At 67.7% G+C, this 15,066-nt stretch carries 17 protein-coding genes and 1 pseudogene; 6 read left to right on the top strand and 12 right to left on the bottom strand.

The genetic code is table 11. The features are described 5' to 3' along the window. Window positions 1-131, bottom strand: a pseudogene (locus AC0IY1_RS23000) ((S)-ureidoglycine aminohydrolase); the annotation flags it as partial. 99 nt (window positions 132-230) lie between these two features. Continuing rightward, window positions 231-1,541 (bottom strand): dicarboxylate/amino acid:cation symporter, encoded by a 1,311-nt coding sequence (locus AC0IY1_RS22995; protein WP_471772696.1) that lies wholly within the window; start codon window positions 1,539-1,541, stop codon window positions 231-233. A 203-nt stretch (window positions 1,542-1,744) separates the two neighbouring features. Between AC0IY1_RS22995 and AC0IY1_RS22990 the strand changes: the two genes are divergently transcribed. Both AC0IY1_RS22990 and AC0IY1_RS22985 read left to right on the top strand, forming a co-directional pair. Beyond that, a complete protein-coding gene (locus AC0IY1_RS22990) occupies window positions 1,745-2,623 on the top strand; it encodes a LysR family transcriptional regulator (RefSeq protein ID WP_471772687.1) in 879 nt (292 codons plus the stop codon). A gap of 570 nt (window positions 2,624-3,193) precedes the next feature. Then, entirely contained in the window at window positions 3,194-3,706 is a 513-nt protein-coding gene (locus AC0IY1_RS22985; protein ID WP_471772684.1) for a DUF892 family protein, read from the top strand. 124 nt (window positions 3,707-3,830) lie between these two features. Here the strand turns inward: AC0IY1_RS22985 and AC0IY1_RS22980 are convergent, their stop codons facing one another. Then, on the bottom strand, window positions 3,831-4,193 hold the full coding sequence (locus tag AC0IY1_RS22980; RefSeq protein ID WP_471772682.1) for a c-type cytochrome: 363 nt from the start codon (window positions 4,191-4,193) through the stop codon (window positions 3,831-3,833). A 215-nt stretch (window positions 4,194-4,408) separates the two neighbouring features. Between AC0IY1_RS22980 and AC0IY1_RS22975 the strand changes: the two genes are divergently transcribed. Next, entirely contained in the window at window positions 4,409-4,804 is a 396-nt protein-coding gene (locus tag AC0IY1_RS22975) for a DUF4149 domain-containing protein (RefSeq protein WP_471772680.1), read from the top strand. Between the two features lie 81 nt (window positions 4,805-4,885). Here the strand turns inward: AC0IY1_RS22975 and AC0IY1_RS22970 are convergent, their stop codons facing one another. The 7 genes from AC0IY1_RS22970 to AC0IY1_RS22940 all read right to left on the bottom strand — a co-directional run bounded on the left by AC0IY1_RS22970 (window position 4,886) and on the right by AC0IY1_RS22940 (window position 12,542). After that, on the bottom strand, window positions 4,886-5,806 hold the full coding sequence (locus AC0IY1_RS22970; protein ID WP_471772678.1) for an EthD domain-containing protein: 921 nt from the start codon (window positions 5,804-5,806) through the stop codon (window positions 4,886-4,888). A 148-nt stretch (window positions 5,807-5,954) separates the two neighbouring features. Next, window positions 5,955-6,326, bottom strand: a complete 372-nt coding sequence (locus AC0IY1_RS22965) for a hypothetical protein (RefSeq protein ID WP_471772676.1) — start codon at window positions 6,324-6,326, stop codon at window positions 5,955-5,957. Between the two features lie 44 nt (window positions 6,327-6,370). After that, a complete protein-coding gene (locus AC0IY1_RS22960; protein WP_471772674.1) occupies window positions 6,371-7,561 on the bottom strand; it encodes a patatin-like phospholipase family protein in 1,191 nt (396 codons plus the stop codon). 144 nt (window positions 7,562-7,705) lie between these two features. Continuing rightward, window positions 7,706-8,185 (bottom strand): Ros/MucR family transcriptional regulator, encoded by a 480-nt coding sequence (locus tag AC0IY1_RS22955; RefSeq protein ID WP_082512891.1) that lies wholly within the window; start codon window positions 8,183-8,185, stop codon window positions 7,706-7,708. Window positions 8,186-8,211: 26 nt separating this feature from the next. After that, on the bottom strand, window positions 8,212-9,699 hold the full coding sequence (locus AC0IY1_RS22950) for an efflux transporter outer membrane subunit (RefSeq protein ID WP_471772672.1): 1,488 nt from the start codon (window positions 9,697-9,699) through the stop codon (window positions 8,212-8,214). A 9-nt stretch (window positions 9,700-9,708) separates the two neighbouring features. After that, the gene (locus AC0IY1_RS22945; protein WP_471772671.1) at window positions 9,709-11,274 is read right to left on the bottom strand and encodes a DHA2 family efflux MFS transporter permease subunit; all 1,566 of its coding nucleotides are present in this window, start codon (window positions 11,272-11,274) and stop codon (window positions 9,709-9,711) included. Continuing rightward, on the bottom strand, window positions 11,271-12,542 hold the full coding sequence (locus AC0IY1_RS22940) for an HlyD family secretion protein (RefSeq protein WP_471772669.1): 1,272 nt from the start codon (window positions 12,540-12,542) through the stop codon (window positions 11,271-11,273). Before AC0IY1_RS22940 ends, AC0IY1_RS22945 begins: the two co-directional genes overlap by 4 nt. A gap of 179 nt (window positions 12,543-12,721) precedes the next feature. On the opposite strand from AC0IY1_RS22940, the gene AC0IY1_RS22935 reads away from it, so the two are divergent. Then, complete coding sequence (locus AC0IY1_RS22935; protein WP_471772667.1) at window positions 12,722-13,381, top strand: TetR/AcrR family transcriptional regulator; 660 nt, start codon at window positions 12,722-12,724, stop codon at window positions 13,379-13,381. Between the two features lie 148 nt (window positions 13,382-13,529). On the opposite strand, the gene AC0IY1_RS22930 is transcribed toward AC0IY1_RS22935, so the two are convergent. Next, window positions 13,530-13,751 carry a hypothetical protein gene (locus AC0IY1_RS22930; RefSeq protein ID WP_055949620.1) on the bottom strand — a complete coding sequence of 74 codons (222 nt, stop codon included), beginning with the start codon at window positions 13,749-13,751 and terminating at the stop codon, window positions 13,530-13,532. Window positions 13,752-13,777: 26 nt separating this feature from the next. Further along, complete coding sequence (locus tag AC0IY1_RS22925) at window positions 13,778-14,200, bottom strand: hypothetical protein (protein WP_471772666.1); 423 nt, start codon at window positions 14,198-14,200, stop codon at window positions 13,778-13,780. Between the two features lie 73 nt (window positions 14,201-14,273). Here AC0IY1_RS22925 and AC0IY1_RS22920 point away from each other — a divergent pair, with 73 nt between their 5' ends. Together AC0IY1_RS22920 and AC0IY1_RS22915 are read left to right on the top strand one after the other, a co-directional pair. Continuing rightward, entirely contained in the window at window positions 14,274-14,738 is a 465-nt protein-coding gene (locus AC0IY1_RS22920) for a hypothetical protein (protein ID WP_471772664.1), read from the top strand. A 1-nt stretch (window position 14,739) separates the two neighbouring features. After that, window positions 14,740-15,006: a hypothetical protein gene (locus AC0IY1_RS22915; protein WP_055955674.1), complete on the top strand. Its 267-nt coding sequence runs from the start codon at window positions 14,740-14,742 to the stop codon at window positions 15,004-15,006. Window positions 15,007-15,066 lie beyond the last annotated feature (60 nt).

Below are 15,066 nucleotides of genomic sequence, written 5' to 3'. Positions count from 1 at the left end.
GAGGTGACGATGTCGCGCATCACGCCCCGGGGGATGACGGCGTAGGCCTCGGTGAACACGGCCCGGCCGGTCATCAGTGCGGTCTGGGGCGGCAGGCCGCCGCAGGGCGGGTGGTAGGGCGAGGGGGGCATGAGGCGTCTCCGGTGGTCCGGTTTGGACTGCGCAACCGGCCGGACGGCCGGGCAACTGCAGGGGGCTGACCGCACTGGGCAGGTGTCGTGGGATCGCCGTCAGGTCGAATGCGGCGCCGTGACGGGCGCGTCGAGGATCGCGGCCGTGTCTGTCGTGACGTGTCCGTCGAGGACACGCTGCGCCTGCGCCCGGTCGATGTCGCCTTCCCACGCGGCGATCACCACGGTCGCCACGCAGTTGCCGATCAGGTTGCCGAGGGCGCGGGCGATGCCGACGAACCAGTCGATCGACAGCACGAGCACCAGTCCGATGACAGGAATTTCCGGGACCGCCGACAGGGTGGCGGCCAGCACGACGATGGCCGAGCCAGGCACCCCGTGCGCGCCCTTCGAGGTAAGCAGCGCGATGCCGAGGATCAGCATCAGGTGACCGAAGGAGAGATCCGTATTCGTGGCTTGGGCGATGAAGACGGTGGCCAGGGTCAGGTAGAGCGAGAAGGCATCGAGGTTGAACGAGTATCCGGTTGGGATCACGAGGCCGACGGTCGAATCCTTGATGCCGAGGCGCTCCAGCTTGCGCATCACCTGCGGCAGCACGCAGTCCGAGGAGGCGGTGCCGGCCACCACGGTGAGTTCTTCGCGCAGGTAGGCGAGGAGCTTGAGGATGCTGAAGCCGGCCAGGCGCAGGATGCCGCCGAGCACCACGAACACGAAGAACGCCACGCCTGCGTAGAACAGCACCACCAGCATGCCGAGCTGCTTCAGGGAGCCGACGCCGTACTTGCCCACCGTGAAGGCAACGGCACCGAGCACGCCGAGTGGGGCGAGCCTGACGATGAAGCCGATGATCTTGAACAGAACCTCGGTGATGCGCTCCAGGCTGTCGGCCAGCGGTTTCCCACGATCGCCCAGGAGGGACAGACCGGATCCGAACAGGATCGCGATGATGAGAACCTGCAGGATATCGCCCTTGGCGAAGGCATCGACCAGCGTGGTCGGGATGAGCTTCATCAGGAAGTCGACGGTTCCGGTGACCTGACCGACGCGGTCGGTGTAGCCGGCGATCGATTTCGCGTCCAAGGTTGCCACATCGACGTTCATGCCGTGGCCGGGGGCGAACGCGTAGGCGAGGACGAGGCCGAGAACCAGGGCGAGGGTCGTCACGGCCTCGAAGTAGATCAGGGATTTGAGTCCGACGCGGCCAACCTTCCGCAGATCGCCGGCGCCGACGATGCCGTGAACGACGACGCCGAAGACGAGCGGTGCGATCGCCATCTTGATCAGCTTGATGAATCCATCGCCGAGCGGCTTCAGCGCGATCGCAACATTCGGCCAGACCATGCCCAGGACGATGCCCAGCGCCAGGGACGCGACAACCTGCCCGAACAACGATGCGAAGAACCGCTTCATCATACCCCCCGTACCGCGTCCGGTCGTTCCATGCTCCGACACTCCGGTTCGACACGGTGTCGTTCGCCCGGCAGGCGCCGGACGGGAGTTCTGCCGCATGTCGGCCCGGGCATGCCTGCCGCTGCGGCAGCATGTTGCTGGGCAATCTAGACGTCAAATATTTCATCTGTCTCGATTGATATCTTTCTAATATAAGAAGGGATATGGAACTCCGGCACCTTCGCTACTTCGTGGCCGTCGCCCGGCATCTCAGCTTCACCGCCGCCGCCGCGAGCCTCGGTGTCGCTCAGCCGCCCTTGAGCCAGCAGATCCGTGATCTCGAGGCAGAGGTCGGCACCGCGCTGTTCGAACGGACGACCCGTCGCGTGACGTTGACGCGGGCGGGCGCCGACTTCCTCGTGCAGGCGCTCGACATCCTGGAGAAGTCCGGCGAAGCCATCGGGCGCGCCCGTGCCATCGGTGCCGGTGCAGCCGGCATCGTCAATGTCGGCCTGACAGGGTCGATGCTGGCCGGCCCCCTCGGGCGCGCCATTCGCGACTTCTCGGTGACCTATCCCGACGTCGCGCTGCGGATCCACGAAATGTCGCCGGACCGCCAGATCGCGATGCTGAAGGCCGGACAGACCGACATCAGTTTCCTGCGCAGCCCGCCCCAGGACCTCGACCTTGCCAGCGAGCGGGCCTGGTGTGAGACCGTCACCCTCGTCCTACCCAGAGGCCACCGCCTCGCCGGGATGGCGGCCATCGACCTCGCCGATCTGCACCGCGAGCGCTTCGTATTCCTGCGGCTCTCGGATTCGCTGTTCGCGAAGTATCTCTGGGAATGCTGCATCGAAGCGGGGTTCACGCCGGACATCACGCATCAGGTCGTCGAAGCCGCGTCGTTGACGAGCCTCGTCGCGACGGGGCTCGGGATCGCCATCATTCCGGAATTCGTTGCCCGCTTGGCGCACGCGGACGTCGTCTACAAACCGGTCGGGGGGAAGCCGATTCACGCCGACGTCTATGCCCTGTGGGCGAGAGAGAAGGCCGGGCCTTTGATCCGCAATTTCCTGGAACTCGTTCGCTCCGCAGAACCCTAGTTCGCGTCGCATGACTGGCGAAGATTGCTGCGAAAAGGATGGCGCGTGGAGTGGGGGAATGGCTTCGGCGCGGGGCTGTCGTCAGGATCGCTGCTGCCGGCGTCCTCGATCTCGTTTCCAGATTCCGTCTTTCCGGGCACGGGGTTACCTCGGCGCCCTCAGGGATCGGCTAGCAAGTTGTACCGGCCACCATCCAGCGCCTATCCGACCGGCTTGTGTGCGCTTCAAGTTGTCCCGGACGCGCCGCACCGAAACCGTGACGGCCTCCGTGCCCCGCAGGCCTCGCAACCGGTTGGCGACTTCGTAGACCTCGACCCTACTCACCATGATCCCCACCCCGGCACCGTTCGCGGCATCATAACGCCTGGGCGTGAAGAACCGGTCGCCATGCGGATGCGCCTGGCCACGCATCCCGGTCGATGAGTAGCGCAGGACGTTACCCGATACGCGAGTCCTTCACCCCGGCACCCATAAGGCTTGGCGGGGCGCTTCCGCCGCAGGATGCATCTGGAACGCAGGTAGCCGCGTCACGTTGGCCGCCGAACCCTATGACAGCGGAGCAACGACTACATGGCCAGTACGGATATCGGCACGATCTACGCGGGAGCACTTCGGAATACACGCGCCTTGGAGAAGCAGGGGCTGGAGCAGATGGAGCGCCAGCTTTCCGGATTGGAGCGCTATCCCGACTACGCCGCGGTCCTACGTCGTCACGTCGAGACCACGAAGGCGCAGATCGGGCGCCTGGACAAGGCCCTAGCCGACGTGGGCGAGAGCGCCTCGACGCTGAAGGAGACGGTCACCAGCGTTGCCGGCTCCATCGGGGCGGCGGTCCATGCCATCGCCCAGGACGAGACCCTCAAGAACCTCTACGCGGGCTACGCCTACCAATACGATCAGGTCGCCGCCTACCGTTCCCTGGCCGTCATCGCGGAGCGGGCCGGCAAAGCCGATCACGCCTCGGCCTTCCACAGCGCCGCCGAGGACGAGGCGAAGGTTGCCGAGGAGATCGCGGGCCTGATCGAGCCGGTCACCAAGACCTATCTCGACCTCACCCTCAGCGGCGCCAAGGCCGATAGCTGAGCCCGTCCCGGGCGGCCTCGCGGTGGCCGCCCGGCCCTTACTTACGTGCCGGAGGCCAAGGCGGGACGGAGGCGCTCCCACCGGCCGGAAACGCCTACCCTGGCGTCCCCGGCTTCGGCAGCGCCTACTTCATGGTCGCGAGATAGGCGATGACGTCGGCGACCTTCTTGTCGTCCTTAAGACCCTGATAGACCATCTTGGTGCCCTTCACTTTGTTGGCGGCAGGCCCGGTCAGCCACTCCTTCAGATTGGCCTCGTCCCAGGTGATGCCCGATTCCTTGAGCGCGGTCGAATAGTTGTAGCCCTCCACGGACGCAGCCTTGCGTCCGACGACGCCGGTCAGGTTCGGGCCCACGCCGTTCTTGCCGAAGGCGTGACAGGCCTTGCAGGCCGTGAAGGCTTTCTCGCCGGCTGCCGCATCCTGGGCCTGCGCGGAGAAAGTTGGGAGGAGCAGTGCGAAGGCGGCGCCGAGAATGAGATTACGCATCGGTATGTATCTCCTGGGGCGACAGTCGACGCTCGCGCGTGACCGCTTGGCCACGCCGCAGAACCTGAGCCGCTCCAACCAACCTAGGAAGTATCCGGTCGGCGACCGGGGGTAGGACGATGCGGCCAAAAGCAGCCTGGCCGCGACGGATTAAAGTCGAGATGCAAGTGAATGCCGCCCGCATGGGTGTGCCGAAACCATCGGGACCCATGACGATGCTCTCGCAAGCCGCTATCCTGTTGACCGCCCTCCTGTTCGGCGGGATGGTCCTGTACTCCTTCGGGTTCGCCTCGTTCGTATTCAGCGCCCTCCCCGCCGACGCGGCAGGCGCGCTCCTGCGCCGCGCCTTCCCGCACTTCTACGTCTTCGTCATAGGATGCGCCCTCGCCGGCGCGGCGCTGACAGCCAATGTCGATGGGACCTCCGCCCTCATCCTCGGGCTTATCGCCGCCACGGCACTTCTCGCGCGCCAGATCCTCATGTCGGCCATCAACGAGGCGACCGACATGGGCAATCGCCGACGCTTCGGCGTGCTTCATACCGGGTCGGTCCTGATCACCCTGGCCCACATCGCCGGTTCGGCTGCGGTGATCCTGAGGCTTTCCGCCTAGGCGCCAAAAGTCGACGCTTCCTCAAAGGCGCACGGACCGTCAGGTACGAACACCTCATTTCCCGCCCAGGCCGGCGAGACCTCAGCAGGCGGACGGCTTTCCGGTGCGGATCAGGTGCCGCACGTCCGCGCCGGCCTGGTTGACCGCGCCGATCCGCTCGATGAGCTGGGCCGGCCGGCTGCCGCGCAAGCCCGCCAGCGTCAGCTCCCCGTCGCGGACGTAGGTGTAGACACCGCTGACCGCGAACGCCGACGCGTAGGCGACATGGTCGGCCAGCCCCACGGTCGCGGCTTTGAAGGCGTCGGACGCGTAGAACGTCCGACGCACGAGCGGCGAACGGAACGCCAGTTCCAGGACCGCGATCAGCCGACGTTCGTCCGGGACCGCATGGTTTACGTCTGGCGCGGGCGGAGCAGGCTTGGCGTTGTCGTAGGGGTCCGGCAGGTGGAGCCGCACCTTGAGAACCGGGGCCTCCGCCGCGAGGGCGCGAGCCAGTCCCGCGATGCGCTCGCCGAACTTCGCCGCGTCCCCGTGCGAGGCGCCGAGGTGGAGCTCGATCCGGTCGAGGCCGTCGTCCCCGTTGGGGGACGCCTCAGCCACGCGGTCCACCAACGTCGTCGACCCATGCGGGAGCGTATAGGCGACCGTGGCGGCGAACATGTTCTGCTCGTCGGCGAACAGGATCGGGCAGGCCTCCTCAAAGGCTGCCTGATCAGCGGCGGAGATGAACCCGATCTCGACGCCCCCGTCCAACTCGTAGTCCGGAAATGGCCCGATGCCCTCGATCACCGGCCACAGATGCGCGTCCCGTTCGCGGTCGAGGTGCCTCTGCACGTACCAGCCGAGACCGGGGATGCGCGAGCACAGAGGGCCGTGAACGTCCCGCCAATAGGTCGCGAAGAGCTCGTGCGGAACCCGGGGGCGGCGCAGCACCGTCGTGTAGGTGTTGATCGCGATGGTGGCATCGCGCTCGGAGTAGTCGCTGGCCTCGGTTGTGGGCATGTCGGTTCCTATCGCCAAGTTCAAACTGATCCTCAGGACGCCGGGGCATCCTCGAAGCGGCGTTCGGGCGCGAGCTCTCCGAACCAGTACGCGGCAGTGACGCCGCAATTTATCAGGAAGCCTCGTCGATGCAGTCGCCGTACAGCCGCTACTCGGGCGGCCGTCGCAGGCAACTCTTGACGATGGGCGCGCACGCGGCGTCGTGGCTCATCAACGACGATGTGTCGCCGCTGAACGTGACGCCGGTGACCCGGTCCCCCGCGATCCGGACGGTGGCGTGGCAGTACCCACCGAACGACAGGCTGACCAATCCGGCGGACATCCCGAACGTCCGCGTCGCGTTCGCAAAGTAGGTCAGCAGCGTGGTCCTGCCCATGACCAGTCGCTGGTCGGGCAAGCCAAGGCACGTCTGGACGTCGAGCGCGGACATGCCGACGAGGTCGACTTTGGCGGCCTGCGCGGCCTGTTCGTCGATGGCGGCGCAACCGACCAGGGAGCCCGCGAAAAGCGATGCCGACATCACCCCGAGCAGGGTCCTAGCCCCCCTTGTGCCTCCGGCCCTCGTCATCGAGACGCGAGCGTCTTCGCAACGACGGGTGCGACCGGGACCGTGCCCTGCCACGCGGCGCCCGAGCGGGCCTTCTCGTAGCCGATCTGGTAGAGACTGCGCATGTAGGCGGTGTCGAAGCCCTTCGCGGTGGTCGTACGCGGCGCCGCTTCGTCGATGTACGTGAGGTGGAATCCGATCCGGTTCGCCCGGGCGAAGGCGTAGGTCGCGGCGAGGCTCGCGCGGCTGCGCGCCTGACTGCCGGTCGCCACCGTCTGCTCGACGATGGACAGGGTGTCGTTGCGAACCAGCTCGAAGTCGGGCTCGATCCGCCCATTCATCAGCACGTAGATGTCGGCCTTCGACGGGGCGACCGAGCGGCCACGGCCGTTCGCGATGACGGCTTGCGGGACCGTGAACACGGGCGTGACTACCGAACCGTCGACGTGAAGCTCCTGGAAGCCGTGCCCCGCTGCCTCGACGTCGAGGAGTTGCGCCGGGAAGACTGCCGGTATGCTGGCCGAGGCCGTGAGGACGTCCCTGAAGAGCGCCGGAGCGTTCGGGGCACCACTCGCGGCGATGGCGCCCATGTTCCAGATCATGGCGCGCTTCGAATCAAGATTCGTCGTGACGACGAGCAGCCTGCGGCCCTTGGCGTACTCGGCCGCGACCGCCGCGAGCAGGTCCGGCGTGACGTAGCGCCCGACGAGATCGCGCAGGCGCCCGTCGCCGAACAACCCGGACCCGAACACGACATTCACGAGGCTCGGGTCCTTGACCAAGGTGCCGGCGACGCCGCTGGTGTAGATTTCGTCCAGTACCGGGTCGTAGGCCGATCCCAGGAAGGCGAAGGGCGCGGTCAGAGCGCCGGTGGAGACGCCCGAGACGAGGCTGAACTCGGGCCGGGTCCCGCTCTCCGACCAGCCCTTTAGCACGCCCGCGCCGTAAGCCCCGTCGCCACCGCCGCCCGACAGCGCAAGGTAGGCGAACGGTCGGCCTTGCGCGCCGGGCGCCGCCATCATGGTACTCAGGGTCGCCATCGGCGCATCCGCGAAGGCTCGGGCATTCGGGATGCCCGTGACTTCCGCGATTTGCGCCTCAGCGGCGGTGTAGGCCTGGCGCGGCACCGAGGCACAGGCGCCCAAAGTCAGCGTCGCCGTCAGCATGAGCACTTGAGTCGGCGTGGGCGACCGCTTCGACGACTTCATCGGGGTTCATCCTATGGTGCGCTTGGGAGGGGGGACGGAAACCCCGGGGGATAGGCAAACGGCCGGTTCGATGACGATCGGGAAGGTCGAACCGGCCGTCGCACCGCGCGCTGGGGGCATGCGCGCGATCCGAGAAAGGATGGGTCAGGCAGGTCGAAGGCCCGGGGAGGACGGGGACGGGGCTCCGCCGGCTGGAGCGTGCTCAGTCGAGCCAGGTCGCCGTGTTCCGAGCCCGATGTCCTTCGCGAACCTGGACCGCCGCTGACTGAAGCCAGGGGCGACCATGGGGTAGTTGTCGGGCAGTCCGAACCGTTCGCGGTATGCGTCCGGATCGAGCCCGTGGACCCTGAGATGGCGCTTCAGCACCTGGTAGGTCTTGCCGTCGATGAAGCTGACGATGCCATCCGGTCGAACCGACGCTCGGACCGCCTTGGGCGAGCACCAGCGCGGATCGACCTCGACCGGGCCGGGCGGGAGGCTGTGGCAGAGCGAGCGCAGGCTGCCATGGACGAGCCTGAGCAGGTCCGCGAGCTCGCAGGCCGGCAGGCTATTGTTCGCGACGTAGGAGCGAACGACCGCCGCCGAGCAGGCGAGCACCGGGTCGTCCGTCTTGTTCCCAGTCATGTGCATCTCCGGGTCGGCAGGAAGGATCAGCGTTGGACGAGGGCGACGCGCTCGGTGGGCAAGCCCCAGCCGAGGCCGAGGCTCTTCTGCAGTGCGACGTAGTCGTTGGTGTACTCGGCCTGCGCCTGGGCGAGGCTCTGCTCGGCCTGCAGGCGCTGGCGCTCGACGTCGAGCACGTCGATGGTGCTGATCGTGCCGGCCGTGTTGCGCTGGTCCGTCAGCATCGAGGCCTTGCCGGCCGAGGCGCTTGCCCGGGCAAGGCGGGCGACGGTGGCGCGCTGGTTGCCGTAGCGCGACAATGCAGTTTCGGCGTCCTGCATCGCCTGGAGCACGGTCTGCTCGTACTGCGCCAGGGCCTCGTCGGTCCCCGCCTCGGATTGCCGGATCTGCGCGAGCGTCCGTCCGAAGTCGAGGATGCTCCAAGACAGGGTCGGCCCGAGGTTGTAGGTCGAGGCGGCGAGCGAGCCGATGGAGCCGATGTTCGGCGAGACCCAGCCGGCGTTCCCGATGAGGTTCACCTTCGGAAAGAGCTTGGCGACCGCCTGGCCAATCTGGGCGTTGGCGGCCGCGACCTGCCGCTCGGCCCGGCGGATGTCGGGACGCCGACGCAGCATGCCTGCCGGGTCGCCGACGGCCAAGGTGGACGGCGGCATCGGCACCGACCGGGCCGGCTTCAGGAGGGCGTCGACGGCTCCCGGCTCGCGGGACACGAGGACGGCGATCTGGTTCAGGGATTGGTCGACCTGGGCCTGGAAGGCCGGCGCCTGGGAGGCCGTGGTCTCGAACTGCGTGCGCAGGCGTTCCACGTCGAGGGACGATGCTGCGCCGCCGGCAAGCCGCTGCTGGCTGAGGCCCACGGCCTCGCGCTGGAGGGAGGCGGCGCGCAGCGTCAAGGCGAGGCGACGCTGGGCGCCACGGAGCGTGACGTAGGCCTGCGCGACCTCGGCGGCGACCTGGACCTGGGCGTCCGCTACCGCGGCCTCCGCGGCCTCACCCTGCGCGGCCGCCTGCTCGATGGCCCGCTGCTTGCCGCCGAAGATGTCGATTTCCCAGGTGGCGTCGAAGCTCGCGTTGTAGAGGTCGGTGTTGATCGACCTCGGGACCGTCACGGCACCGGCGGCCGATCCGAGCCCGCTGCCTGCGAAATCCCTGACCGGAAACTGATTGTTGAGCGCCACGGCGTTCGACGAGACCGTCGGCGCCAAGTCGGCCGTCCGCTGCCCCAGCACGGCGCGTGACTGGCGCAGCCGGGCGGAGGCAACCTGCACGTTCGTGTTGGTCGCCAGCGCCTCCTCGACGAGGTCGGAGAGGATGGGGTCGCGCAACGACGTCCACCACCGGGCCGGCGGATCGACGGCAACCATCCGCGTGGAGGTGGCGCGGACGAAGGGGGCACCGGTCTCGGCACGGGGCGCGGCGACCGGCGGTCCGGCGTAGTCGGGGCCGACCACGCAGCCGCCAAGGAGTCCGGCAACCGCCAGGGCAAGGCCGGAACGGGCGTTCAGGGGAAACATCGCGCGGCCTCAGTGCGTCGCCACCGGGCCGCCCTTCGGCGGCGGGCGCAGGAACAGGACGAGCGGCAGGACCGCGAGCAGGATCCAGCCGAAGACGAAGTACAGGTCCGAGAAGCTCATCACGGTCGCCTGCGCCGAGATCATCCGCTTCACCCCGCTGAGCGCCAGCCGCATGGCCTCGGGGCCACCGGAACCGACCATGGCGTCGATGCGGTCCTGGACGATCACCGAGTTCGCGCGCACGGACTCCTCCAGGCGGGCGTTGTGGAAGTCGTCCCGGCGCTGCTGCAGGGTCGAGATCAGGGCGAGGCCGAAGGAGCCGCCGAGGTTGCGCGCGCCGTTGAACAGGCCGGAGGCGTCCTCGGCCTTGTCCCGTGGCACCGCGGTGGCCGCGGCCTGGTTCAGGAACAGCAGGGAGAAGGCCTGGCCCACGCCGCGCAGCAATTGCGAGGCGACGAACTGCGGGCCTGCGTCCTCGGTGGTGAGGCCCGACTCCATGAAGCAACTGGTGGCGTAGCACAGGATGCCGAACCCGATGGCCACCCGGATGTCGAGGAGCCGCACCAGCATCGGGAAGAACGGCATCAGCGCCAGGGTCGGGATGCCCGAGATCAGCACGACGTAGCCGGACTGCTCCGAGTTGTAGCGCGGCACCTGACTGAGAAACTGCGGGATGATGTAGAGGATGCCGTAGAGCGCCCCGCCAATGGCGAAGCTCATCAGGAAGACGCTACCGAAGCTGCGCGTGAACAGGATGCTCATGTCGATGACGGGCTCGCGCGCCGTCACCTGCCCGAGGACGATCAACACGAAGCCGAAGGCGGCGAGGACGCTGAACCAGACGATGAAGGAGGACTCGAACCACTGCTCGCGCTGACCCTCCTCCAGCACGATGGTCAGGCAGCCGAGCCCGACCGCGAGCCCGACGATGCCGAGCCAATCCCCCTGCAGGATGCGCTCGATCTGCGCCGGCTTGTGCGGCAGGCCGACGAGCAGGAGCACGACGAGGCCGATGCCGATGGGCAGGTTGAGGAAGAACGAGTAGTGCCAGCTCACGTTCTCGGTGAGCCAGCCGCCGATCAGGGGACCGAGCACGGGGCCGAGGACGGCCGTCAGCCCGAACAGGGCGACGCCGACCGGACGCTGCGCCGGCGGCAGCCGCGTCGAGACGATGCTCAGCGCCGTCGGGATCATGGCGCCGCCGGTGAAGCCCTGCCCGACGCGCCCGACGATCATCGTGCCGAGGCTGCCCGAGACGCCGCACAGCATCGAGAAGCTGACGAACAGGACCGTCATGACCAGGAGGAAGCTGCGCAGCCCGAAGACCTTCTCTAGCCACCCGGACAGCGGGATCATGATGATCTCGGCCACGAGATAGGCGGTCGAGATCCAGGTGCCCTCCGAGCCGGAGGCACCGATCTCGCCCTGGATGGTCGGCAGCGCCGCGTTGACGATGGAGGTGTCGAGCGTCGCCATCAGCGCGCCGATGGTGCCGGCGGCGACGGCGAGCCATGCGGCTGCGTCCGCCTTCTCGCCGCGTTGCGGCTTGCGCGCGGATGGGTTCTCGGCGTTCACGGCCCGGCCTTCGCGCTGCGGGTCCGCTGGGCGGGCTGGGTCCCGGGCCCGGCCTCGGAGACCTTCGGCTCGTCGGTCTCCTCGTCCTCCTCCCCTTGGTCGTCGCGCGCCCCGCGGGTGTCCACGGAGACGACGACGGACAGGCCGGGGATCAGAACCTTGCGTGCCTCGCCGCCGGCCTTGAAGCGGATGCGGACCGGAACGCGTTGGACGATCTTGGTGAAGTTGCCGGTGGCGTTCTCGGGCGGGATCAGGGCGAACTGCGCGCCCGTACCCGGGGAGAAGCTGGCGACGCGCCCCTTGAGGTCGTGGCTGGACAGGGCGTCGACCGCGATGGTGACGGGCTGGCCGACCCGCATCAGCCCGATCTGGGTCTCCTTGAAGTTCGCCTCGATGTAGAGGTCCTCCACCGGGACCACCGCCATCAACCGGGTGCTGCCCTGGACATACTGCCCGATGCGGGCGGTGAGGTCGCCGATACGGCCGGCGATGGGGCTCTTGACGACCGCGTGGTCGAGGTCGAGCTGTGCCGCGGTCACACCCGCCCGGGCCTGCTCGACAGCGGCCTTGGCCTGCGCGACGGCGGCCTTGAGGGAGGCGACCTGCTTCTGCGCGGACTGGACCTGAGCCTCGTTGACGTCGACCTGGGCCTGGTTCTGCTCGGCCTGGCTCTTGTACTGGTCGAGCTTCTCCACTGTGTCGGCACCGGACGCAGCCAGCGGCTTGTAGCGCCGGACCTGCTCGGCCGAGAACTTGGCGGTGACCTGCGAGGCCGCGACCTGGGCCTTGGCCTGGTCGATCCGCGCCTGCTGGCGGACGAGGTCGGCCTCGGCACGCGCGACGTCGGCCTGCCGGGCGTCGACCTGCGCCTGCTGCTGGGCGAGCTTGGCGCGGTACTGTCCATCGTCCACCGTCGCGAGGATTTGCCCGGCGGTCACGATCTGGTTGGCGGCGACCGGCACCGTCGCGACGTATCCGGAGACCTGGGGCGAGATCGCGACCTGATCCGCCTGCACGTAGGCGTCGTTGGTCTCCTGGATGAAGCGTCCGACGGTCCAATATCGGAAACCCCAGATGCCGCCCCCGACGAGGACTGCAACGAGGAGGACGGCGAGGAGAACCTTCACCCAGGGCTTCTTCAGCGCGGAGGGCTTCTTCTCTTCGGATTGGCTGGACTCCTCCGGGCGTCCCTCCTTGGGGCCACCAGCATCGGAGCGTTCGGTCCCATCCGGGGGCGCCCGGCCTTCGTCCTCATCCGCGCGCGCCATCAGAAATCGATCCAGATAAAGAAACTGAATCGTTCCTTACAGAGTTTATTTCCCGACTGCAACTTGGCGTGAGACGGCAGCGGCCCGCCTTGCACAAGGTGAGGACATGGGAGCTATGCTTGACCTATCGTCCCGTGCTAAATGTTCTGCGCACGTTTCTGTGAGCGGGTGAGGTCGTCGTGAATGCCAAGGACGTGACGCCGCGGGCGCCGAGCCGCCTCGGTCGCCCTCCACGCGGCTCCGAGGGCGAGGCCACGCTGCGCATCCTCGCGGCGGCGAAGCCCGTCTTCCTGAACGAGGGTTTTGAGGCGACGAGCATCGATGCCATCGCCGGGTCGGCGGGCATCTCCAAAAAGACCATCTACGGGCGCTTTTCCTCCAAGGAGGATCTCTTCGAGGCCGTCATTGTCCGGTTCATCGAGGAAAACGTCCCAGCCATCGAGCTTGCGGCTTCGCAGGCCGGCCCCGTGGCGGAGCGGCTCCATCGTATCGCACTTGCGATGCTGGAGGTCGCCCTCACCGTCGACACCATCGCCGTTCGCCGTATTATCGTCGCCGAGGCCGCGCGCTTCCCGGAGTTCGCTCGGCTGCTGCACGATTTCGGGGTCGCCCGCGTCGCCCCGCTGATCGAGCGATGCCTTGAGGAAGGCAACGCCTCAGGCGAGATCGCGGTCGACGACGTCAGGCACGCCGGCGACATGTTCCTCAGCATCGCCATTCGCGGTTTCATCGACAAGGCGGAACTCGGCCTGGACCGTCCGGGCCTATCCCACGTGAAGCGGGAAACGCTGAGACGCTCCATCGAGTTCTTCATGGCGGCGTGCCGGAAGCGAGATTAGCCGGTCCGTGGGAAAGACCCGCCGGCACAGTGCGGAGAGGCCGCCTTGCTCCCCGGGCGGCTCCTTCCTCCGCCGGGAAGCGCTGAGTGAAAAGATACGTTCTAGGGCCCGGACCGCACAGCATGGGACGCGGATACCGGAAAGGCGCTCAGGAGCGGAGATAGCGGACCATGATCTCGCCGGCGGCCCGACGAGCATATCCGGGGACGTCCTCATCACGGTAGGGCGGGACCAGTTCGGTCGGGTCGAGTTCGCCGAGGACGCCGTCGAGTTCCTCCGCGGTGAAGCCGCCTTCGAGCGCCTCCTGGATGGCGCGGCGCGCATACGGACGCGCTTGTGGCCATGGGCTGGCGCGCCCGTACGCGTTCAAACGACGTCGTGGGGCCCTCCTCAACATCACTCCCCGTCGGTTACGACGGAGGCAGGAGCCGGGCGATGCGAGGCGAGCAGGGCGTGTGAGACAGGAGAGCCGACGCGCGCGATCGACGTGGACGGCATCATCGCCGCGCTGGAGGCGACCAGTCCCGCCATCATGCGCAAATCCTCGGGCTGGCGCGGGTCGGAAGCGACGCGCTCGGCATCCGCCTGCAGGCGCATGTTGCACGCCTTCGACGGCAGGCCGTCGTCGGGCGTGCAGGCATCGTGGCGGGCGCACGCGGCATCCAGCGCGTCGACCGGTGCGGCGGGAGCGTTGTTCCCTGGGCCGCAATAGTTGCCGTACAGGAGCAGCTTCGGCTTGCCCGCCGGCGAGTCCTCTTGGGCGTTGGCCGGCACCGCGAGGGCTGCAAGGAGCCCGAGGGCAAGGAAGGATTTGGTCATGGGTTCTCGTCCTTAGGTTCACGTGTAAGCCGGGGCGGTCGAGCCGCCTTCGGCGGAAAAGGCTTGCGCCTCAGTGCCGGATGGCGGTTCGCCGAGCGTCATCGTCCCGCGGACCCGCGTCGAACACGGCCCTGCAGCCGGGGCTCAGGCTGGCTTCCTGCGCCCGCATGCAGGCCACGATCCGACCGCGGTCGGGTATCGCCGTCAGGCAAAGGCGCATGACGTCGTCGCGGCACAGAGCCGCCTGCTCTTCCTCTCCGGCCCTGGCACCGGATTGACCGGTTACAAGGATGCCCAGGACCAGGGCGACGTGGAGGAAAGGCTTCGTCATCGTATCGGTCCCGTCTCGGTACGCCCGGGCATCCAGTTCGGGCAGGGTCCGACATGGAACGTTAAGGATACGACTTCGTTCCGTTTAAGCGTCGAGTGTTCCGAAGCCTCGGCATCCGGGGATCAGGCGGCATACTTGATGCTGCATCCGGGCATGGTGACCGCGAGTCCGCCAATGATGCGGATCGGAACACGGGGTATGGACTGACATGCTGGCACGGATCGCGGCGGGCGCCATGGGCGTCATTGTTCTGTTCGAACCCGTCTCGGCCAAGGATGCGGTCGGCGCCCGTGCTCGCGCATGGGTGGCGAGCGTGGTGGAACGCGTGGAAGGCACGGCTGCGCTGGTGGCCGCGACGACCCGTGGGCGAACGGTCCGGACCATCGACGTCCACCTCTGTGTCGCCGCCGATGGCACCGTGCAGGACGTCGCGTTCGGGAACCCGCTTCTTATGGACCCCTGGAAAAGCGTCTGAGGGGGGGCGGTCCTAGCCGGTCCGTTCGGCCCGCCACCGAACGCGTTACTCGCCCTCGAC

The organism is Methylobacterium sp. AC690, assembly GCF_979256535.1.
The sequence above is the reverse complement of the archived record's forward strand: the minus strand, read 5'-3'. Positions and strand labels throughout refer to the sequence as shown.